This window comes from Pseudorhizobium tarimense (genome assembly GCF_022968135.1).
GTDB classification, from domain to species: domain Bacteria; phylum Pseudomonadota; class Alphaproteobacteria; order Rhizobiales; family Rhizobiaceae; genus Neorhizobium; species Neorhizobium tarimense.
In genome coordinates this window covers 232058-250890 of sequence record NZ_JALJRA010000003.1, presented here as the reverse complement: position 1 = coordinate 250890, position 18833 = coordinate 232058, and the positions used below count along the sequence as shown (strand labels likewise).

Sequence of the window (18833 nt, the reverse complement as noted above, 5' to 3'; positions counted from 1 at the left end):
GCTCATACCTTCGCGGTAGGACCGAGTTCACCTTTCGCCCACGTCTCTGGGTGTTCTCGCGGGCTGGCGCTCGTTTTTGCGAAGATGATCCTCGGTTACAACTTGCGTGCGGCGGTGTATAGTCGTCGCTGTCAAGTTATCTCTGACAGGAGGGGAATGTCATGCCACGTCTCGCACATCTATACTTCAAGACAGCGATCTGTTTCTTGATACTCGGTATCGCCATGGGTCTGCAGATGTCGATCACACATCAGCATCAGGTCGCCGGGGCGCACGCACACAACAACCTGCTCGGTTGGGTCACCATGGCGATCTTCGGCGGGTATTATGCACTCAACCCGGCGAAGGCGGAAACGCGGCTCGCGATTGTTCAATACTGGGTTTATACCGCGGGCGTCACCGTCATGATCTCGAGCCTCTACTTGCTCCTCTCCGGCAATCCCGGCATGGAGCCGCTGGTGGCCGTTTCTTCCCTAGTAACGTTCGCAGGCGTGCTGCTCTTCGCCTACATAATTTTCATGCGGCCGAAGGCGTTAAGCAGACCGACCACTGCCGTTTCCTCGGCTTAGATCCATTTTGCAGAGTTGGTTGGTCGCCGCTCAGCTTTGCTTTACGAAGCTCGGCGGCTCGACGGCATAGTGCCGCTTGCCGCGCCCAAGCAAATAAACCTCGCGCTCCGGGTTCTCGCGGATCACGAAGCCCGCGCTGCGCAACATCGCCTCCATGGCGGCGGTGTTGGGAAGGAACCAGTTGGTGGGGTCGCTGGCGTAGCGCTCCTCCACGAAGAAAAGCTTGGGATAGTCCGGCTGATCGAAGAGGGACCATTCGGAGAAATCGTAGTTTTCCTGCAGATCCGGGATCCGTTCGTCGCCACGTTGAAGGCACTGGAAGAGCATCATGTCGTCGACCACATGCTCGTAAAGCAGGTCAAGCGCGAGAAGCGGGTGGCGCAGATGATAAAGCACGCCCATGAAGATCACGAGGTCGAAACGCTCTTTCAGCTGCGGCACCTCGTAGACTGACATCTGGCGGTACTCGATGTCGAGGCCTTCATGCTTGGCGGCAAACCGCGCCTGCTCGAGATACCGCGCATCTGAGTCGATACCGACCACCCGCCCCGCATTGCGGCGCTTCATTTCCATTGTGTAGAAGCCTGCATTGCAGCCAATATCGAGTACGCTCCGGCCAGCAAGATCGTCAGGGACGATGTGCTTAAAGCCTTCCCACTTGAAGTTCGGATAATCTCCCAGGAAATGCTGCGGGGCGGTCTCGATTCCGCCGATCCGCATGTTCTGAAACCAAGGCCCTAGCCTTTCAATCTCGCGTTTCAGGTTTTCTCCACGGCCACTCCGTGCATCCATTCCGTCAAACCCCAATGCTCATTTCTGCTGCTGTTCGATTCGCGCCGGCAAGGGCCGCAACCGGTTCTGGTCGCAGTGTCGGCGCAAGATTGGCCGAGAACCAGTCGACCGTCTGCCTCAGCCCGTCGGCCAACGGAACGGTCGGCTCCCAGCCGAGCAGCTCCTTGGCGCGCGAAATGTCCGGCCGGCGACGCTGTGGATCATCCTTCGGCAGAGGCCTCTGGACCAGCCCTGCGGCGGACGGAACCATCTCCAGAACCTTTTTCGCCAGCTCGTTGATGGTGAATTCGTCGGGATTGCCGAGATTGACCGGCACTTCCGGGTTCGGCCTCACCATCATGAGGGCGATCAGACCCTCCACCAGATCCGTGACGTAGCAGAACGAACGCGTTTGGTCGCCGGTACCGTAGATGGTCAACGGCGTGCCGGACAAAGCCTGAACGATGAGGTTTGAGACGATGCGGCCGTCGTTCGGCTGCATGCGGGGCCCATAGGTGTTGAAAATGCGCGCGACGCGCGCGTCGACCCGCCCTGCCCTCAATAGATCAAAGCAAAGGGCTTCGGCTGCCCGTTTTCCTTCGTCGTAGCAGGCGCGCGGTCCGGTGCAGTTGACATTGCCCCGATAATCCTCGCGCTGCGGATGCTCTTCCGGATCGCCATAGACCTCGCTTGTGGACGCCTGCAGGAACGACGCGTTGTGCTCCTCTGCAAGCGCCAGAAGATTGCCGGTCCCAACGACGCAGGTCATCATCGTATGCGCTGGGTCAGCCTGATACTGTGGCGGAGAGGCTGCGCAGGCCAAGTTGTAAACATAGTCCAGCGGCTCGTCGAAGGACATCTTCTCGCAGATGTCCTTCTCCACCATCCGAAAGCCCGGGTGGTTCATCAGCGGCCGGATGTTCGCCTCCGATCCCGTCAGATAGCTGTCGACGCAGATGACGCGCTGCCCGCGGGAAAGCAGCGTGTCGCAGAGATGCGAGCCGACGAAACCGGCGCCGCCTGCCACCAACGCTGTTCCAGCACGTCCTGAGTGAGTCCGTTGCAACATGTTTTGCCCCTTTTATGCTGAAATGCGTTGCCGGGCGGCTTGTTCCACCCTCGGCTGCGGTTGAAGCGCCCGCAGCGCCTCCACGAGTTCGCGCGACCGAGCCAATCCGGTATGCCCCTGAAGCACAATGTCGCGTGCAGAGCCGGCAATGGCGTCGCGCTTCTGCTCGTCGATATTGGAGAGCGCTTCCACCACGTCCTCCGTCCCGTGAGCGATGATGATGGCCTCGCCATGCGGCAAGAGCTCATCCAGTCCGCGCCAGTAATCGCTGATGATCGGCGTGCCGCAGGCGGCGGCTTCAAACAGCCGCACGCTCGGCGACCAGCCGGCGGCAATCATGTCGGCGCGGGTGACATTCAGCGTAAAGCGCTGACGACTATAGAAGGAAGCATGTTCGGCCGGCGGCAGATGATCGATCCGCTCGACATTCTGCGGCCAGTTTATGTCATCCGGATATTGCGGCCCAGCCACGACAAAGCGCTTCTCCGGCATACGGCGCGCTACCTCGACAAGCAGCCGCTCGACGGTCGGTTGCCGGTCCGGGCTATAGGTGCCCAGATAGCCGAGCTCCCATTCGAATGGTTCGCCGCTGTTGCCGTATCGCGAAGCATCGACCGAGCAGTAGAGGGCCACTGAATTGCGCGAGCCATAATTCGTTTCCAACCGATCCAGCACCTCTCCTCCGGAGAAGGAGAAATAGGTATCAAAAAGAGGGATCTGACGCCGCGCCAGATATTCCTCGTCACTGCGATCGAGCTTAGCCAACGTCACCGGAGTGTCGATGTCGTAGAAGCACAACCGTCGCGGAGAAAGTGAAGCGACCTGGTCGATGACCTGCACCCCTTCGGGAACGTAGGACCCGATGACAACAGCGTCCGCAGAACGGATCCGATCCGCATAGAGAGAAAGCAGCTGCTCAATGCTTGAATAGTATTGCAGGTCGCAGAAATCCGGCTCCGGCAGATCGCGTTGACCTGCATACCAGGGCACGTCTCTTTCCAAGAACAGCACTCGGTGTCCGTCTTCGTGGAGCCCGCCTAGAAGAGCGCGAAATGTGGTTGCGTGGCCGTTTCCCCAGGAGGACGAGAGCGAGAGACCCAGAATGACGATATCGAGTTGCTTCGTCATTCGGCCGCCTCCAGTTTCGCCGCATGGTGCCGAAAGAGCGTGTCGACCGTCTGGGCACGATGAGCGTAGGTATGTTCGGAAAGAACCCGTTGCAGTGCCCGCTGTCCGATCATGTCTGCTCGCTCATCCGAGAGATCGGCAAGGATATCCGCCACGTCCTGTCCGTCGCGGGCAACCAGCACTTCTTCGTCCGGCTTCAGGAAAAGCTCGATGCCTTCCCAATAGTCGGTGATCAGGCACCCGCCCGCACCGGCCGCTTCGAAGACGCGGGTCGCGGGGGAGAACCCGTTCTCGGCCATGCTCGCGCGGGAAATGTTGAGCACCGCCTTGGGCGTCACATTGAAGGCATTGTGGTCGCGGGTCGAGACGTGACCGGTATACTTCACGTTCCCCGACATCGGCTTGTCTTGCCAGCCGGAGCCGCCAAGCAGAAACGTCTGGTCAGGAAGACGTCCCGCGGGCTCGAGGAAGAAGTGCTCGACGCGAGCTTCGCGATCCGGCAGGCGGTTTCCGAGAAAGCCGAGGTCGGCGCCAAAGCGTCGGTCCGCCGGCACAGGATGGTGGGTGTCCGGATCCAGCGCATTGTAGATCGGGATACAATCGCGTGCGCCGATGAACCGGTAGGCGTCCACGACAGGATCGCCGCCGCCATAGGTGAGCACCATGTCCAGCTGTTGGAGCGCGGCCCGCAGCGGGTGGTCGGGCGCCGCCCGCACCTCCGCAAGCGTAGCCGGTGCGTCGACATCCCAGAAGATCTTCAGAGCATCGGCACTGGCATGGCGCAGCAGGTCCTCGAGCAGAAAATCATCCTCAAAGCCTACGCCGCTCGCTTTCACGACGACATCCGCTGCTGCGGCCTCCGCCGTCACCGCCTTCAGCGCATCGATCGTGCCGTCATAGACGACGACCTTGCACCACTCCGGCGGGTCGATGTCACGGTTCTTCTGTCGGTCATAGACGTCAGGCTCGTAGAAGGTGATGTCATACCCCTTTGCGGCAAGCGCCCGAAGCAGCCCGCGGTAGTAGGTCGCGGCACCATTCCAGTAGGCTGAAACCAGGCTTGATCCGTAGAAAGCAATCTTCATTCCGCAGCCTCCGGCGTTTCGATCTGCCGGGTAACTCCGGCGGTGCCGCAGGTGGCAAGCACGCTCAGCAGTTCATCCACCCGGTGCCGGCACGTATGTCGCGCCCGGATTGTCTCCAGCCCGGAAAGGGATAGCTCACGTGCCAGCTCCCGATCCTCGAGAACGCGCTTCAGGCTCTGCTTCATTTCATCGCCGTTGCGGGCGACAAGGTAATCCTTCGCTGGGCGGAAGAGCTGCTCGGCGTCGTCCCAGGGCGCTGAGATCAATGGTATCCCGCATGCCAGCGCCTCGAAGACCCGAATGGTCGGGATCCCCGGAAGGTTTTGTACGTAAGGCCGCCGCGGGATGTGCATGGTCACCCGGTGGCGGGCAAACGCCAGCGGAGCGTCGGCATTGGCGATCCAGCCGCCGTAACTGATGCCAGCATCGCTGAGCGACGCCAGGGCTGCCTCTGGATAGCGGACACCGCGCACGGTCGTCCTCAGCGCAAGCTCCTTTGCCGGGCGCACCAGAAACTCAGCGATCTCGGCCGTCCGCTCACCGTCGCCCCAGTTTCCGATCCAGATCAGATCTCCGGTCTTTCCGACATCCGGCATGGGTTTGAAGAGGCTTGCATCGGCCGCCTCGTGCCAGGTGAAGACGTTGCGCCCCCAGCCGGCCTTCAGGTAGCGCTCCCGCAAGGTTTCGCCAAAGGCGAGCACGCCGTTGTAATCGCTGAGGTCGAGGCTGGCGATATCCTCCTCGGCGGACACTGCACGATGGTGAGTGTCGTGAAAGAGCAGAGTAAAGCGCCCGCCGTCACGACGGATTTGCCCGACCCGCTGGACCAGCGCAGGATCCGTCCACTCATGGACAACGACCACGTCAGCTCCGTCCAGAGCAGCCTCGTGGTCAAAGTGCGTGCCATAGATCTCGCTCTTCAACTCAGGAAAGGTGGCATAGAAGCGATCAACCGCCGCCTGTCCCTGATCGCGAACAAGATTCTCGCGACTCCATGCACCTTCGGGTTCCAGAGCGACGGCCTCATGCCCGCGGCGGATGAGGTCGCGCATCACGCCGCGCAGGAAATGTGCGTTCCCGTGGTTCCAGTCGGAAACGAGCGAGTGGGTATAGAAGATGAAGCGCATGTCTACTCCGCGGCAGTCAGTGTTTTGTTTTGCGTGCGCAGTTCGGCGTAGATCCTCGCCATCGCCTGCGTCTGTGCATCAATCGTGAAGTCGAGAGAGCGGTCGTAAGCTTTCACCGCGAGCCCGGCGCGCAGGTCGGCATCCTCCCCCAACCGGTTGACGGCGGCGGCAAGTGCCTGGGGATCGTGCGGATCGAAGAAGCATGCGCAGTCTGACCAAAGCTCGCGATAAGTCGGGATGTCCGAGAGAACGAGTGCTGCGCCAGCGCGCGCCGCCTCCAGCGGCGCAAGACCGAATGGCTCGTAGACCGAGGGGGAGACGACGATCTTCGCTTCGCGCATCAGCGAGACGGTCTGCGAGTGCGTGAGCTCTCCTCGATGCAGCGCGTGCTCGATCAGCAGATGCTGGCCATTCGGCCCGGCATTTGCACCCGCCATCAGCAGCGGCCAGCGGATTAAGGGCGCGGCCTCTTCCAGAACTGCGCCGTTCTTGCCGTCATCCCACCAACGGCCGGCGGCAAAGACGAGATCCTGCTTTTCCGCTAAAGCGTTTTCGAGGCGGCTGCCATTATAGACGACCCTCAACTGAGGGATCGTGCCATAGGCAGCGTCCAGCATTGCTGCATGGCTCGCGCTGGGTGAAACAACGACAGCGGCGTGGTCGAAGCCTGCACGGTTCAATTCCTGCTGCCACCGCCAATCCTCCGGCACCGAGGTGTTGCGGACGCCTGAAAACCAGGTGACGACACAGGAATGCGAAACGGTCACAACTGGAATATCTGTGGCGATATCTGCAGCTTGTGACGGGAGGTTCAGATGAAGGACTTCTGCCCGCTCGCGGCAGCCCAGTTTTGCAATGCGAGCCGGTAGATCTGCAAGCGCTTGCCTGTCTGCTGCCAGCCAGTCCAGTGGAGCGTCGAGGTGGACCAGCCGACCGATCCGGCTCGCCTCCTCCACCTTATCGTCCGAGGGCGCCGGGCCGAGGCAGACGAACAATGTCTCCACCCCAAGCCGCCGCAGGCCGGACGCCAGATCCATCGCGTAGCGCCAGACGCCGCCGATCGCGTCGACCGTCATGAGAAGCCGCATGCCGTTCAGGGAAGGCATCTGCTGCGTCACGCCGGGATCCTCTTCTGTTCGCTGAGGATGGGACGTCCGCCGAAGCGATGCTCGACCAACCACTCAGCCAGGTGGCGCATGCCGCTCCGCCAGCGCACCCTCGCCTGCCAGCCGAGATCGCGCTCGAGCTTCCGCGTATCGGCGACGAAGAAGAACTGATCGCCGGCGCGCCAAGGGCCGAATGACGTCTGCAACGGATGGCCGGTCAGCTTCTCGATCTCGCGAAGCACACCCAGAATGCTCACGGAGTTATGCGGGCCGCCGCCGAGGTTGAAGACGCGTCCCCTCACCTGCTCGATGGAGCCGAGGGCGGCACGGTAGGCGGCCACGGCATCGTCGACATGAAGAATGTCTCGAACCTGCTTGCCGTCGCCATAGACCGAGATCGCATCGCCAGCCAGAGCACGGATCAGGAAATGGGCAACCCAGCCCTGGTCCTCCGTACCGAACTGACGCGGCCCGTAGATGCAGCTCATCCGGAGCACCGCACTCGGGATGTCAAAGGACTTGGCGTAGTCCAACACATACTGATCGGCGACCCCCTTGGAGCAGCCGTAAGGCGTGCAGAAGGAAAGCGGCCGCTGCTCATCGATGCCGTGCGCCCTGATTGCCTCGTCTGCCGGAATGTACCGGTCGTCCAGCTCCAGCATCTGGAGGTCTTCCAGTGCACCGTAGACCTTGTTGGTGCTGGCGAAGATCACCGGCGCCTGCTTGCCGGCCTTTCGGACGGCCTCAAGGACATTGATGGTGCCACGGGCATTGGCCTCGAAGTCATCGATCGGGTGGACAAGGCTCGTCGTCACCGCCGTCTGTGCTGCCAGATGGAAGACCGCCTTGGCATCGGTAAAGGCAGCTTCGATCCCGCGCATGTCACGGATGTCGGCCAGATAAGGATGCACCCGCTCGCCGTGACGCTCCCTCAACCACGCAAGGTTTTGGTCGACGCCCGGCCGGCCGAGGTTGTCCAGAATAACGACATCCGCGCCCTCACTCAGGAAGCTGTCGGCGAGATTGGACCCAATGAAGCCGCTGCCGCCCGTGATGACGATCGGGGCAGCGCCATTGGCGATGCGAGGCGCCGGGAACTCTGTCACCTCGCGCACACGCTCGACGCCCCCCTCTGTCAGAAGACGGGCGAGAAGTTTTGGCTGTCCGTCATGGGTCTCCGCGCCGAGGTGATAGTGACGCGGGTCGAACCAGAGACCTTCCTGGACTGCGACATTCGGTGGCACGTCGGCCCAAGCATACCAGTAGAGGCGGTCCGCCGGCACCTCGAGCGCCTTCGCAAATCGACGAACCTGCTCCATCTCGTCCTTGCGCCAGGTCGAATAGCCGGTTTCGGTCACCCAGATCTCGGTCTTCGCATTGTAGCGGTCGAGGATGCGGCGCATCTCGCCCAGATGCATGTCCCAGCCGCCCCAGCTGCCTTCCTCACTGTCCCAGGTGCCTGGGAAACCATGGAAACCAACGGCATCGACCACACCCAGCACGCCGCGCTCGCCCATCAGGTTCAGCCAGTAAGGGTCGAAGGGGCAAGGGCCGCCGAGGACTGGCTTGAAGCCGCGCTGCTGGGCCCAATAGGCGGCGCCACCCACCATCTCGCAGAACAGCTGGAAGTCGCCGTCCTCGCGCCAGTCCCAGTCGAGAAGATTGTTCGGCTCGTTCCACAACTCGATGTGGCGGAAATGCTTGCCGTAGCGCGTCAGCACGTGATCGATGAAATCGGCGTAGGACTTCAGGTCCTTCGGCGCGCCGGATGCACGGCCCGTTCGCGACATCGAGGGTGGGGTGTAATGAACACAGGGCAACAGGTCGATTTTCGAGCCGATCTGCGGGATCAGCCAGTCGAACCACTCCTCGCCACCCGGGGCCAGATATTCAGCCCAGGACAGATGCGTCCTCAGATAGGATGCGCCCGACGAGAGCAGGCGCGGCAACACCTCCTCCGTCCGCTCGTATTCTCCCGGCCGAAACCATTCGACAAAGCCGAACTGCTTCGACCCGATGCTGCTGGCCGAAGTGTCCGATTTGCTCATGATACCAGTCCCCGCTCTTCAAGCTGGCGACGCATCTCTGCGCCGCGGTCGATTGCGCCGGTGCCGCGCACCCACTCCACGAACGGACCCAGCGAATGTTCCAGCTTGTATTGCGGCTTAAAGCCGAGGAGATCGCGCGCCTTCGAAATGTCTGCAAAGCAGTTGCGGATATCGCCGGAGCGCGCCTTGTTCATGATCTCCGGCTTGATCTCGGGAACCCCCATGGCCTCCGCGAGCAGCGTGGCGACCTCCTCGACGGTGTAGGCTTGGCCGCTGCCGATATTGATCACGTGGCCGTTCGCGCTCGGCTGTTCCAGTGCCAGCCGGAAGGCGCGGGCGACATCGCGGACATGGACGAAATCGCGGCGCTGCTGGCCGTCCTCGAAGATCGTCGGCGGCTGATTGTTGGCAAGCCGCGATGCGAAATTCGCAAGAACCCCGGTGTAGGGATTGGAGAGCGCCTGGCCGGCGCCGTACACGTTGAACAGGCGAAGCGCCACCGCCTCCACGTTGTAGGCCTCGCCGAAGATCAACACCTGCTTCTCCTGCGCATACTTGGTCAGCGCATAGATGGAAGCAAGATCGACCGGCTTGTTCTCGTCTGTCGCGATCGGCGTCAGCGTCTCGCCATTTGGGCCTTGCGGCTCCCAGCGGCCCTGCCGAACCTGTGCGGGCTTGCGGCGGATGAAGCCGATCGGCTCACCGTTGTCGGTTGCATAAAGTCCTTCGCCGTAGACGCTCATCGAGGATGCCACGACAATGCGGCGGACCGGCAGGCCGATCATCGCCTCCAGTAGCACGGCTGTTCCGAGGTCGTTGCCGCCGACATAGCGGGCGATCTCGTACATCGACTGACCCACGCCGACTTCGGCCGCAAGGTGGACCACCCCGTCGACGCCCTGCAGTGCCTGCGTCACGGCATCCTTGTCGCGAACGTCGGCGCGGATGACCTCTGCCTGTTCCGGAACGTCGGCTTCCGCATCCGCGTGAACCTGTTCGATCATGGCGTCAAGGATGCGCACCTGGTACCCCGCGGCAAGAAGCTCCTCGGCCACGTGGCGGCCGATGAACCCGCACCCACCCGTTACTAGAATTGTTGACATGTGATCACTCTTGGCTGGAACAAAATTGCGATTTGCGATGTGAACCCGTGCGCCAGCGAAAAGTTCCTTCTTCAAGAACATCTTTGTCATCAATGTCTTCATCAACGGTCCGCGACCAGTTTTGGCGGGAAACCTGTTGAACTGCATCGACGCTGGCGAACGCGTCTGCAGCAAGCGGGGACGACACCGAGGGGTGTGACCTCGCACGACGCGGTAAGCGCGGCTCCGGTTTCAACGATAGGGCGGCTTGCCCTCTTGCCAATGTCTTCGAAGGCAAAACGTTGGCATGCCCCCTTCGCGCATGCGTCGTAGCGAACGCAGATTCGCGCGGGGCAGCGAGGTCGATGTGGAGAGGGTTTGGAAGCCCAGCATCATCATCATCTTCTTCATCTTCTTCAGGAACTCCTCCTCCTGCGCGGAGTTAAAGCCCCGATGCTGCGCCTGCTGCAGAGGCGCGGCAGCCTGCATTCAATGAGGGAGACACGCGAAGATGAATGTGATGACCATGACCGACACCAGCCTCATGAAGGCTGCCATCATCACCGGACCAGGGACGATGGTAACCGAGAAAAGGCCACTGCCGCAACCCGGACATGGTCAGGTAAGGATCAAGCTGGAAGGCTGCGGCGTGTGTGCGTCCAACCTGACGCCATGGGCGGGACCGGAGTGGATGCAGTTCCCCACCGAGCCCGGCGGGCTCGGCCACGAAGGCTGGGGACATATTGACGAGGTTGGCGAGGGTGTCGAAGGACTGAGAGCGGGCGACCGTGTCGCAGCCCTCTCCTTCCATGCCTATGCGACACACGACATTGCCGACGCTGATAAGGTGGTCCCCCTTCCCGCCGAACTTGATGGGATGCCGTTCCCGGGCGAACCCCTCGGCTGCGCGATGAACATTTTCCGCCGAAGCAACATTCATGCCGGGCAGACGGTCGCCATCATCGGAATCGGGTTCCTCGGCGCGCTGCTGACCCAGCTCGCAACCGCTGCCGGTGCGCGGGTGATCGCCATTTCCCGCCGCCCGTTTTCGCTGGACGTCGCGCGTTGCATGGGTGCGGCCGAGTGCATCCCGATGGAAGATCACTGGCAGATCATCGAGGAAGTAAAGCGCCTGACAGATGAGAAGATGTGCGACTGTGTCATCGAAGCGGTGGGCAAGCAGTGGCCGCTCGATCTCGCCGCGGAACTGACTAAGGAACGTGGACGCCTCGTCGTCGCCGGCTATCACCAGGACGGTGCCCGCCAGGTGAACATGCAGTTGTGGAACTGGCGCGGCCTCGACGTGATCAACGCCCACGAGCGCGATCCCGCCGAATACATCCGGGGCATTCGGGACGCGGTTGAAGCAGTCGCCAGCGGTCGGCTCGATCCATCTTCTCTCTACACCAATCGCTTTCCGCTGGAGCAGCTGGACGTAGCGCTGGATACCACCCGCGACCGTCCCGATGGTTTTCTCAAGGCACTGGTGACCTACTGATGAACGAGATTGTTCTAGACCGCACGCTGTCCGCAACCACCAAGCCGGCCCGTCTCGGCTTCCTTGGTGTCGGCTGGATCGGTCGCCACCGCATGGAAGCGATTCTCGCTTCCGGAGCCGGAGAAGCCGTCGCCATTGCCGACGCCTCACCTGAGATGTCGGAGGAAGCGAGAAAGCTTGCGCCGCAGGCCGCCATTGCGTCCGGCCTGGAGGATCTGCTCTGCCACGACCTCGATGGGGTCGTGATCGCCACGCCAAGCGCCCAACATGCCGCCCAGTCGATCCAGTCCCTGCAAGCCGGTGTTGCTGTCTTCTGCCAAAAGCCGCTGGGTCGCGATGCCGGTGAAGTCGAAGCGGTTGTCACCGCCGCGGAGAAGGCGGATCGCCTGCTTGGCGTCGACCTCTCCTATCGCTATACGCAAGGCATGCAGCAGATCCGCAGCCTGCTGCAGAATGGCGAGCTCGGCCATGTGCACGCCGTCGACCTGGTCTTCCACAATGCCTATGGCCCGGACAAGGAGTGGTTCTACGACAAGTCCCGATCCGGCGGCGGCTGCGTCATGGATCTCGGCATCCACCTCGCCGACCTTGCACTTTGGGCATTGGATTTTCCGAAGATCGAGAAGGTGACCTCCCAGCTGTTCCACCAGGGCCAGCGCATTTCCAGCACGGCAGATCAGGTGGAGGATTTCGCCACGGCGACTATCGAACTTGCAAGCGGCACCGTGGCACGCCTCACCTGCTCCTGGCGCCTTCAGGCCGGCTGTGATGCTATCATCGGCGCAAGCTTCTATGGCACCGCCGGCGGTGCTGAAATTCATAATGTCAACGGCTCCTTCTACGCCTTCAAGGCGGAACGCTTTCGCGGCACGTCGAGAGAAATCCTGGTCGAACCGCCTGAAGACTGGGGTGGAAGGGCAGCCATAGACTGGGCACGTAGACTCAGGTCGGGGAGCCGTTTCGATCCATCCTGCCGCGAATATGCGGTGACGGCGAAGGCCATTGATCGCATTTATCAAGCGGCATGATGGCAAACCGAGCTCGGGAGCGTCTGCTTCCGAGCTCCCTCGAAACGGCATCGTTCCCACGGCGCTTTGCGGCGGGAGGAACCAGTTTCCACTCCGCGAGTTATCAGGCCCAAGGAGTTACACATGCGCATCATCTTCGTCGTCATGCTCGCCTCTGTGCTGAGCATCCTCGCCTTCAAGTACGTCGACCATTCGATCGGCGAATCCGATCTCATGGCCTCACCCATGGAGCTTTCGGCTGAAAATAACTGGTAGGCCACGGATGCGCTATCCGCGGGTCGAAGGCGGAAGGCGAATGGAATACCTCGAAGGACGACGATCTCAGCCGTCACGGCGGCGATGCTGGTCTATCATTGCCGTCTTCCTTTAGCCCGCATCGCCGACCATGGCAGATAAAACCGCGCGGCTCGCAGGAGGCACGGAAGAGACGGCCGTTTCAACGAGCGGTTCGGCATACCCTCAACACCGGAACCCACTTCGTGCGTCACCCGCACCGTTCAAGGCATCAAGGGGGTGCAGCGCGTCGTCAATGACCTGCGGCTTGCTGGCATCGACACCCACATCCCGCAGGATGATTGAGGGCAAAGACGAGGAGTGCCAGGCGTGCTCCTCCGGCTCCTCTATTCAAAAAGTGGGGATTTCAGGCAAAGAAAAGGGGAGCGCAGGCAGCGCGCTCTCCTTTCCGCATTCTAGTGGACCGAACGTCCGCCCTCTTCTTGCTCGAACGTTACGGCAACATCGCCGTTGGCGCTGAGGCGGACGGTGCCGTCTTCGATATCGGCGACAAGATCGAGAGGGATGAAGTGATGATGGCCCTCGTGGCTACCCTGTCCGCTGTCGGACTTGGTGAGCTTGATGCGGCCACCCTCTACACGATCGACCGTGCCGACGGGCGCGCCATCCGCACCGATGACCTTCGCATGTTCCTTGATCATACCTGCATCGACCATTGAGGTTCTCCTTTTGGATTGATGACCTGCGTCAACCTCCAGCGATGCGGAGCGTTCCACGCCTACTCGTGAATTTCGTAGGAGCCAAGCTCGCAGAGATCCTGCGAATCCTCCGTCGTCTCCAGATCGGAGTCTTCGGAGAACTCGAACCGCATGTCGTACTCGCACACGGTGCGTCCGTCGGCGATCGTGATCTCGATGCTCTCCCCCGGCTCAAGCACATCCTTGCCGAAAACATCCTCCTCCCACTCATCGACGCCAACGGGCGATGAATAGAAGCGCTCGAGCGTCGAACCGGTCGAATTGATCAACGTGAACGTGAGATCTCCCGCCCGAGACGGCGCCGCAGACGCAAACACCGCCAACAATCCGCCCATGGCCGCATAGGTCCTGTACTTCATCATTTTTTTCCCCAGCCCATGATTGGGCGCCTATTCCATAGCAGACCGAAACGGGCCGGCAACGCCTCGTGAGCCCGCGCCTAGCCATGTTACGGAAGTTTAAGTTGGTTTGACCTTCGCTCCGCGCCATCTGGGAGAACAGAGGGCCCGGCTTGACCTGGCTCAGGATACTTTCGCGAAGCGGTCAGCGCTGCTGCCGTGCAATCGGCGGAAGCGAGCCTGCGGCTTGCGGAAGTCAATCTGGGCAAGTCGAAGATCGTCTCACCGATCGATGGCCTGGTCCTTACAAGGGACGTTGAACCGGGGCAGACGGTTGCGTCCTCGCTCAATGCTCCAGTCCTCTTCACCATTGCGGGCGACATGCGAAAGATGGAGCTTCAAGTTGCCGTGGATGAGGCGGATGTCGGTCAGGTGCAGGAGGGACAGGAGGCGACGTTCACGGTCGATGCCTATCCCGACCGCACTTTCCCGGCGAAGATCCAGACGATCCGGTTCGCCTCTGAGACCGTTTCCAACGTTGTCACCTACAAGGCAATCCTGACGGTAGAGAACAACGACCTGTTGCTGCGCCCGGGGATGACTGCAACGGCCGATGTCGTCGTTGAATCGGTGGAACATACCCTTCTGGTTCCCAATGCGGCGCTGCGCTATTCACCTCCGGCTGCTGAGAGCGGTGGCGGCGGCAGCATCCTGACGCGCCTCTTCCGCCCGCCACGGATCCGCGGCACGCGTGACGCGACCGGTAGCGGCGCAAGCCGCAGCGTCTGGGTAATGCACGGCGGCAATCCGCAGCAGGTTTCGCTGGAGACGGGCCCTTCGGACGGGCAGTCGACCGTGGTTCGATCCGGAGAGCTTCAGGAAGGCGATCTCGTCATCACCGATGCAACCGCGCGGAGCAGGTAAGATCGCGATGGCTGACGCCCCTCTCCTGGAATTCAGACAGGTCTCGAGATTCTACGGACGCGGCGAAGCCATGATCCGGGCCTTGCACCGAGTCGATCTTTCGATCCGGGCAGTTGAGTTCGTGTCTATCATGGGCCCGTCGGGCTCGGGCAAGTCGACCTCAATGAACATCATCGGTGGGCTGGACGTCCCCTCCTCCGGCGAGTACCTCGTCCAAGGCATCCCGACCACGAACTTCACGCGGACGCAGCTGACGCTGCTGCGGCGGCACATGCTGGGCTTCGTCTTTCAGGGCTTCAACCTGCTCGCGCGCACCTCGGCCGTGGAGAACGTCGAGCTTCCACTCGTCTACCGCGAAATGCCGCCGCGCGAGCGGCGGAAGCGTGCGCTACAGGCGCTCGAGCAGGTCGGCCTCAAGGGGCGCGAGGGGCATACGACGCAGGAACTCTCCGGCGGACAACAGCAACGTGTGGCGATCGCGCGGGCCATCGTTACCGATCCGGCCGTCCTCCTCGCCGACGAACCGACGGGAAATCTCGACACGAAGACCAGTCGCGAGATCATGGACCTCATCTCCCGGCTCAATCGCGACCGCGGCATTACCGTGATCATGGTGACGCATGAAGAGGACATTGCGGCCTACGGGAAGCGTCTGCTGCGCTTTGTCGACGGGCGGCTGACGAGCGACGAGATGCGGGTAAGGGAGGCGGAACATGTTCATTGAGACGGCAAAGCTCGCCTCGCGTGCCATCAGCCGCAACCTCCTGCGCTCCTTCCTGACGGTGCTCGGTGTCGTCATCGGTGTCGCGGCGGTGATTGCCATGGTCACCATCGGCAATGGAACGACGGCTCAGGTCCAGGCGGAGCTCTCGCGGCTCGGCACCAACACGCTCTTCGTCCGCCCCGGCCAATTGGGTCCCGGACGCGCCAGCACGGAGGCAAAGCGCTTCGAGGATCGCGATGTGGAGGCGATCCGCAACCAGATCTCCGGTCTTCGTGCGGTTGCTCCGATGAACCGCGGTTCCGCCACGATCATCGCCGGTGGGGAAAACCGCTCATCCAGCGTCATCGGCACGACGAACGACTATCTGATCGCGCAGGACTGGGATCTGGCGTCCGGCCGCACCTTCCTGCCTGGCGAGGAACGGGGCCAGCCGGCCTGCATCGTCGGCGAGACGGTGCGGCGGGAGCTCTTCGGCGCCACCGACCCTGTCGGGCAGATCATCCGTGTCAGCAATATCGCCTGCCCAGTCGTCGGGCTGCTTCAAGCCAAGGGTCAGTCCGGAATGGGCGATGACCAGGACGATACTGTCATCATGCCGCTGAAGCTCCATCAGCGGCGCATCGGCGGCACCACGACGATCTCGAGCATCATCCTGCCGGCACAGGACGGTGTCTCCACCGCCAAGGTGCAATCCGACGTGGAAGGCCTTTTGCGCGAGCGGCGGCGGATCGGCATCGGTCGTGACGACGACTTCGACGTCGCGGACATGGCGCAGATGGCGGCGGCCATAACGGGCACAACGACTCTTTTGACCGGCCTCCTCGGCGCGGTCGCCGCCGTCAGTCTTCTGGTCGGCGGCATCGGCATCATGAACATCATGCTGGTGTCTGTGACCGAACGCACGCGGGAGATCGGGATCCGTCTGGCGATTGGCGCGCTTGAGAAACAGGTGCTGACGCAGTTCCTCGTCGAGGCCGTGATGCTGTCGATCTTCGGCGGCGTAGCCGGAATCCTGGCCGGTCTTACCCTCGCCTATGGAGCCGTCGGTTTGCTCAACGTGCCCTTCGTCGCCAGCCCCTCCGTCATCCTCGTGGCCTTCCTGTTCTCCGCCGCCATCGGCGTGATCTTCGGCTATTTCCCAGCACGGCGCGCAGCGCAGATGAACCCCATCGACGCGCTTCGTCACGAGTGACAAAAAAAAGGGGCCATGACGGCCCCTCCTCTAGCAACACCTTGGATGTTCAGCCCGCGTGCGACTGTGCTTTGCGTTCTTTGGCGAGAGCTGCCAGATCCGCTGGCTTCAGCTCCACCGATTCGCCGCAGCCGCAGGCGGAGGTCTGATTGGGGTTCACGAAGGTGAAGCCGGCGCGCATCTTGGTCGTTTCGAAATCCATCTGCGTTCCGAGGAGGTAGAGTACGGCGGACGGCTCCACCCACACGCGTGCGCCCGCATGCTCGATGAGATCATCCTTCGCATGGGGTTCGGTCACGAGATCGACCGTATATTCCATGCCGGCGCAGCCGCCCTTCTTGATGCCGACGCGAACGCCCTTTGCATTGGGGCCGGACTTGTCGACGATCGCCTTGACGCGTTCAGCCGCCGCATCGGTCATGGTCATCACTGCAAAGCCCATGGGCTTTTTCTCCTTCTACAGCCGGCTTCAAGGACCGGTGTTGTTGGATGAAATGTAAGTCCCGCCGGTTACCGGATCAATACCAGCCGACGGCCACCTGTGCCTCTTCGGACATCCGCTCCGGCGTCCACGGCGGATCAAACGTCATTTCGACCTCGACCCCCGACACGCCCTCGACGGCGCCGATGGCATTTTCCACCCAGCCCGGCATCTCGCCGGCCACGGGGCAGCCCGGGGCGGTCAGGGTCATGACGATCCGGACCATCCGGTCGTCTTCGATGTCGATCTTGTAGATGAGGCCGAGCTCGAAGATGTCGGCGGGGATTTCCGGGTCGTAGACGGTTTTCAACGCCGCGATGATGTCATCGCTCAAGCGCGCCAGTTCTTCCTGCGGGATTGCCGACTGGACGATGCCCTCACGAGCATCCCACTTCAGTTCGCTGTCTTCCACGGCCATGGCAAAAATCCTCAGGCAAAGAATGTACGGGCGTAATCGAGCGCATCGGCGAGCGCATCGACCTCGGCACGGGTATTGTACATGCCGAACGATGCGCGGCATGTGGAGGTTACACCGAAGCGCTTCAAGAGCGGCATGGCGCAGTGCGTGCCGGCCCGAACGGCAACGCCGCGCCGATCGATCACCATTGACACGTCATGCGCGTGGATGCCGGCAAGCTCGAACGAGAAGATCGCTCCCTTGCCGGGGGCATTGCCGATGATCCTCAGGGAGTTGATGGCCTGCAGGCGCTCCGTCGCATAGGCGACGAGATCGGCCTCATGGGCTGCAATCGCCGGGCGACCGATCTTGTCGATGTAATCGAGCGCGTAACCCAGTCCGATTGCCTGGACGATCGGCGGCGTGCCGGCCTCGAAGCGATGCGGCGGATCGTTGTAGGTGACCTCGTCCTCGCTGACGTCGACGATCATCTCGCCGCCACCCTGGAACGGGCGCATCTCCTGCAGCCGTTCCTTCTTGCCGTAGAACACACCGATGCCGGACGGGCCGTAGAGTTTGTGGCCGGTCATGACGTACCAGTCGCAGTCGATGTCCTGCACGTCCACCGGCATGTGAACGGCGCCCTGACTGCCATCGACAAGCACCGGAATACCGCGCTCGTGCGCGATCCGGCAAATCTCCTTGACGGGGACCACGGTACCCAACGCGTTCGACATGTGCGTGATGGCGACGAGCTTCGTCTTGTCCGTCAGGGATTTCTCGAATTCCTCGATATGGAATGCCCCCTCGTCATCCACCGGCACCCAGACCAGCTTGGCTCCCTGGCGCTCGCGGATGAAATGCCAGGGCACGATGTTGGAGTGGTGCTCCATGATCGTGACGACGATCTCGTCATCGTGTCCGATTTTCGGCATACCCCAGCCGTAGGCGACCGTGTTGATCGCCTCGGTGGAGGATTTGGTGAAAACGATCTCGTCGACCGACGGTGCATTGAGGAAGCGACGCACCTTTTCGCGCGCCCCCTCGTAGGCATCCGTTGCGGCGTTCGACAGGAAGTGCAGGCCGCGATGGACGTTGGCATACTCGTTCGCATAGGCGTACGAGATGGCGTCGATCACCGCCTGCGGCTTCTGCGCCGAAGCGCCATTGTCAAGATACACCAGCGGCTTGCCATAGACCTCCTTCGACAGGATCGGGAAATCCCGCCGGATGGCCTCAACGTCATATCCGGTCGCAGGTGTGATCTGGTCCAT

20 protein-coding genes and 1 pseudogene are annotated in these 18833 nt (G+C 61.8%); 7 read left to right on the top strand and 14 right to left on the bottom strand.

Annotation, left to right across the window (positions count from 1 at the left end; translation table 11 throughout):
- Nucleotides 1-161: 161 nt before the first annotated feature.
- Entirely contained in the window at nt 162-569 is a 408-nt protein-coding gene (locus tag MUU54_RS05165; RefSeq protein ID WP_247242962.1) for a hypothetical protein, read from the top strand.
- 30 nt (nt 570-599) lie between these two features.
- On the opposite strand, the gene MUU54_RS05160 is transcribed toward MUU54_RS05165, so the two are convergent.
- The 9 genes from MUU54_RS05160 to MUU54_RS05120 all read right to left on the bottom strand — a co-directional run bounded on the left by MUU54_RS05160 (nt 600) and on the right by MUU54_RS05120 (nt 10474).
- On the bottom strand, nt 600-1361 hold the full coding sequence (locus tag MUU54_RS05160; RefSeq protein ID WP_247242961.1) for a TIGR04290 family methyltransferase: 762 nt from the start codon (nt 1359-1361) through the stop codon (nt 600-602).
- A gap of 4 nt (nt 1362-1365) precedes the next feature.
- The gene (locus tag MUU54_RS05155; RefSeq protein WP_247242960.1) at nt 1366-2409 is read right to left on the bottom strand and encodes a UDP-glucuronic acid decarboxylase family protein; all 1044 of its coding nucleotides are present in this window, start codon (nt 2407-2409) and stop codon (nt 1366-1368) included.
- Between the two features lie 12 nt (nt 2410-2421).
- Nucleotides 2422-3537 (bottom strand): CgeB family protein, encoded by a 1116-nt coding sequence (locus tag MUU54_RS05150; protein WP_247242959.1) that lies wholly within the window; start codon nt 3535-3537, stop codon nt 2422-2424.
- Nucleotides 3534-4622, bottom strand: a complete 1089-nt coding sequence (locus tag MUU54_RS05145; RefSeq protein ID WP_247242958.1) for a CgeB family protein — start codon at nt 4620-4622, stop codon at nt 3534-3536. The genes MUU54_RS05150 and MUU54_RS05145 overlap by 4 nt, the downstream gene beginning before the upstream one ends.
- Nucleotides 4619-5749 (bottom strand): CgeB family protein, encoded by a 1131-nt coding sequence (locus MUU54_RS05140; RefSeq protein WP_247242957.1) that lies wholly within the window; start codon nt 5747-5749, stop codon nt 4619-4621. Before MUU54_RS05140 ends, MUU54_RS05145 begins: the two co-directional genes overlap by 4 nt.
- A 2-nt stretch (nt 5750-5751) precedes the next feature.
- Nucleotides 5752-6867: a glycosyltransferase family 4 protein gene (locus MUU54_RS05135; RefSeq protein ID WP_247242956.1), complete on the bottom strand. Its 1116-nt coding sequence runs from the start codon at nt 6865-6867 to the stop codon at nt 5752-5754.
- On the bottom strand, nt 6864-8903 hold the full coding sequence (locus tag MUU54_RS05130; protein WP_247242955.1) for an NAD-dependent epimerase/dehydratase family protein: 2040 nt from the start codon (nt 8901-8903) through the stop codon (nt 6864-6866). Before MUU54_RS05130 ends, MUU54_RS05135 begins: the two co-directional genes overlap by 4 nt.
- Nucleotides 8900-10006: an NAD-dependent epimerase/dehydratase family protein gene (locus MUU54_RS05125; RefSeq protein ID WP_247242954.1), complete on the bottom strand. Its 1107-nt coding sequence runs from the start codon at nt 10004-10006 to the stop codon at nt 8900-8902. Before MUU54_RS05125 ends, MUU54_RS05130 begins: the two co-directional genes overlap by 4 nt.
- Before the next feature lie 231 nt (nt 10007-10237).
- A complete protein-coding gene (locus MUU54_RS05120) occupies nt 10238-10474 on the bottom strand; it encodes a hypothetical protein (RefSeq protein ID WP_247242953.1) in 237 nt (78 codons plus the stop codon).
- A 22-nt stretch (nt 10475-10496) separates the two neighbouring features.
- Between MUU54_RS05120 and MUU54_RS05115 the strand changes: the two genes are divergently transcribed.
- From MUU54_RS05115 to MUU54_RS24515, 3 genes are all read left to right on the top strand, one after another.
- Nucleotides 10497-11483, top strand: a complete 987-nt coding sequence (locus MUU54_RS05115; protein WP_247242952.1) for an MDR/zinc-dependent alcohol dehydrogenase-like family protein — start codon at nt 10497-10499, stop codon at nt 11481-11483.
- Nucleotides 11483-12511: a Gfo/Idh/MocA family protein gene (locus tag MUU54_RS05110; RefSeq protein ID WP_247242951.1), complete on the top strand. Its 1029-nt coding sequence runs from the start codon at nt 11483-11485 to the stop codon at nt 12509-12511. The genes MUU54_RS05115 and MUU54_RS05110 overlap by 1 nt, the downstream gene beginning before the upstream one ends.
- Before the next feature lie 123 nt (nt 12512-12634).
- Nucleotides 12635-12766: a hypothetical protein gene (locus MUU54_RS24515; RefSeq protein WP_281433216.1), complete on the top strand. Its 132-nt coding sequence runs from the start codon at nt 12635-12637 to the stop codon at nt 12764-12766.
- 434 nt (nt 12767-13200) lie between these two features.
- On the opposite strand, the gene MUU54_RS05105 is transcribed toward MUU54_RS24515, so the two are convergent.
- Together MUU54_RS05105 and MUU54_RS05100 are read right to left on the bottom strand one after the other, a co-directional pair.
- Nucleotides 13201-13461, bottom strand: a complete 261-nt coding sequence (locus MUU54_RS05105; protein ID WP_247242950.1) for a DUF2171 domain-containing protein — start codon at nt 13459-13461, stop codon at nt 13201-13203.
- Nucleotides 13462-13523: 62 nt separating this feature from the next.
- A complete protein-coding gene (locus MUU54_RS05100; RefSeq protein ID WP_376742054.1) occupies nt 13524-13838 on the bottom strand; it encodes a hypothetical protein in 315 nt (104 codons plus the stop codon).
- Between the two features lie 207 nt (nt 13839-14045).
- On the opposite strand from MUU54_RS05100, the pseudogene MUU54_RS05095 reads away from it, so the two are divergent.
- The 3 genes and pseudogenes from MUU54_RS05095 to MUU54_RS05085 all read left to right on the top strand — a co-directional run.
- Nucleotides 14046-14765, top strand: a pseudogene (locus tag MUU54_RS05095) (efflux RND transporter periplasmic adaptor subunit); the annotation flags it as partial.
- Between the two features lie 7 nt (nt 14766-14772).
- Entirely contained in the window at nt 14773-15489 is a 717-nt protein-coding gene (locus tag MUU54_RS05090) for an ABC transporter ATP-binding protein (protein WP_247242949.1), read from the top strand.
- Nucleotides 15479-16681, top strand: a complete 1203-nt coding sequence (locus tag MUU54_RS05085; protein WP_247242948.1) for an ABC transporter permease — start codon at nt 15479-15481, stop codon at nt 16679-16681. The genes MUU54_RS05090 and MUU54_RS05085 overlap by 11 nt, the downstream gene beginning before the upstream one ends.
- 49 nt (nt 16682-16730) lie before the next feature.
- Here the strand turns inward: MUU54_RS05085 and sufA are convergent, their stop codons facing one another.
- From sufA to MUU54_RS05070, 3 genes are all read right to left on the bottom strand, one after another.
- Complete coding sequence (gene sufA / locus MUU54_RS05080) at nt 16731-17123, bottom strand: Fe-S cluster assembly scaffold SufA (RefSeq protein ID WP_247242947.1); 393 nt, start codon at nt 17121-17123, stop codon at nt 16731-16733.
- Between the two features lie 76 nt (nt 17124-17199).
- Complete coding sequence (locus MUU54_RS05075) at nt 17200-17580, bottom strand: SUF system Fe-S cluster assembly protein (RefSeq protein WP_247242946.1); 381 nt, start codon at nt 17578-17580, stop codon at nt 17200-17202.
- An 11-nt stretch (nt 17581-17591) separates the two neighbouring features.
- The gene (locus tag MUU54_RS05070) at nt 17592-18833 is read right to left on the bottom strand and encodes a cysteine desulfurase (RefSeq protein WP_247242945.1); all 1242 of its coding nucleotides are present in this window, start codon (nt 18831-18833) and stop codon (nt 17592-17594) included.

Bases quoted from the DNA above. Each gene is read 5' to 3' on its own strand.
- MUU54_RS05165 (WP_247242962.1), top strand. From the start codon at position 162: ATGCCACGTCTCGCACATCTATACTTCAAGACAGCGATCTGTTTCTTG.
- MUU54_RS05160 (WP_247242961.1), bottom strand. From the start codon at position 1,361: ATGGATGCACGGAGTGGCCGTGGAGAAAACCTGAAACGCGAGATTGAA.
- MUU54_RS05155 (WP_247242960.1), bottom strand. From the start codon at position 2,409: ATGTTGCAACGGACTCACTCAGGACGTGCTGGAACAGCGTTGGTGGCA.
- MUU54_RS05150 (WP_247242959.1), bottom strand. From the start codon at position 3,537: ATGACGAAGCAACTCGATATCGTCATTCTGGGTCTCTCGCTCTCGTCC.
- MUU54_RS05145 (WP_247242958.1), bottom strand. From the start codon at position 4,622: ATGAAGATTGCTTTCTACGGATCAAGCCTGGTTTCAGCCTACTGGAAT.
- MUU54_RS05140 (WP_247242957.1), bottom strand. From the start codon at position 5,749: ATGCGCTTCATCTTCTATACCCACTCGCTCGTTTCCGACTGGAACCAC.
- MUU54_RS05130 (WP_247242955.1), bottom strand. From the start codon at position 8,903: ATGAGCAAATCGGACACTTCGGCCAGCAGCATCGGGTCGAAGCAGTTC.
- MUU54_RS05125 (WP_247242954.1), bottom strand. From the start codon at position 10,006: ATGTCAACAATTCTAGTAACGGGTGGGTGCGGGTTCATCGGCCGCCAC.
- MUU54_RS05120 (WP_247242953.1), bottom strand. From the start codon at position 10,474: ATGCAGGCTGCCGCGCCTCTGCAGCAGGCGCAGCATCGGGGCTTTAAC.
- MUU54_RS05115 (WP_247242952.1), top strand. From the start codon at position 10,497: ATGAATGTGATGACCATGACCGACACCAGCCTCATGAAGGCTGCCATC.
- MUU54_RS05110 (WP_247242951.1), top strand. From the start codon at position 11,483: ATGAACGAGATTGTTCTAGACCGCACGCTGTCCGCAACCACCAAGCCG.
- MUU54_RS24515 (WP_281433216.1), top strand. From the start codon at position 12,635: ATGCGCATCATCTTCGTCGTCATGCTCGCCTCTGTGCTGAGCATCCTC.
- MUU54_RS05105 (WP_247242950.1), bottom strand. From the start codon at position 13,461: ATGGTCGATGCAGGTATGATCAAGGAACATGCGAAGGTCATCGGTGCG.
- MUU54_RS05100 (WP_376742054.1), bottom strand. From the start codon at position 13,838: ATGGGCGGATTGTTGGCGGTGTTTGCGTCTGCGGCGCCGTCTCGGGCG.
- MUU54_RS05090 (WP_247242949.1), top strand. From the start codon at position 14,773: ATGGCTGACGCCCCTCTCCTGGAATTCAGACAGGTCTCGAGATTCTAC.
- MUU54_RS05085 (WP_247242948.1), top strand. From the start codon at position 15,479: ATGTTCATTGAGACGGCAAAGCTCGCCTCGCGTGCCATCAGCCGCAAC.
- sufA (WP_247242947.1), bottom strand. From the start codon at position 17,123: ATGGGCTTTGCAGTGATGACCATGACCGATGCGGCGGCTGAACGCGTC.
- MUU54_RS05075 (WP_247242946.1), bottom strand. From the start codon at position 17,580: ATGGCCGTGGAAGACAGCGAACTGAAGTGGGATGCTCGTGAGGGCATC.
- MUU54_RS05070 (WP_247242945.1), bottom strand. From the start codon at position 18,833: ATGGACCAGATCACACCTGCGACCGGATATGACGTTGAGGCCATCCGG.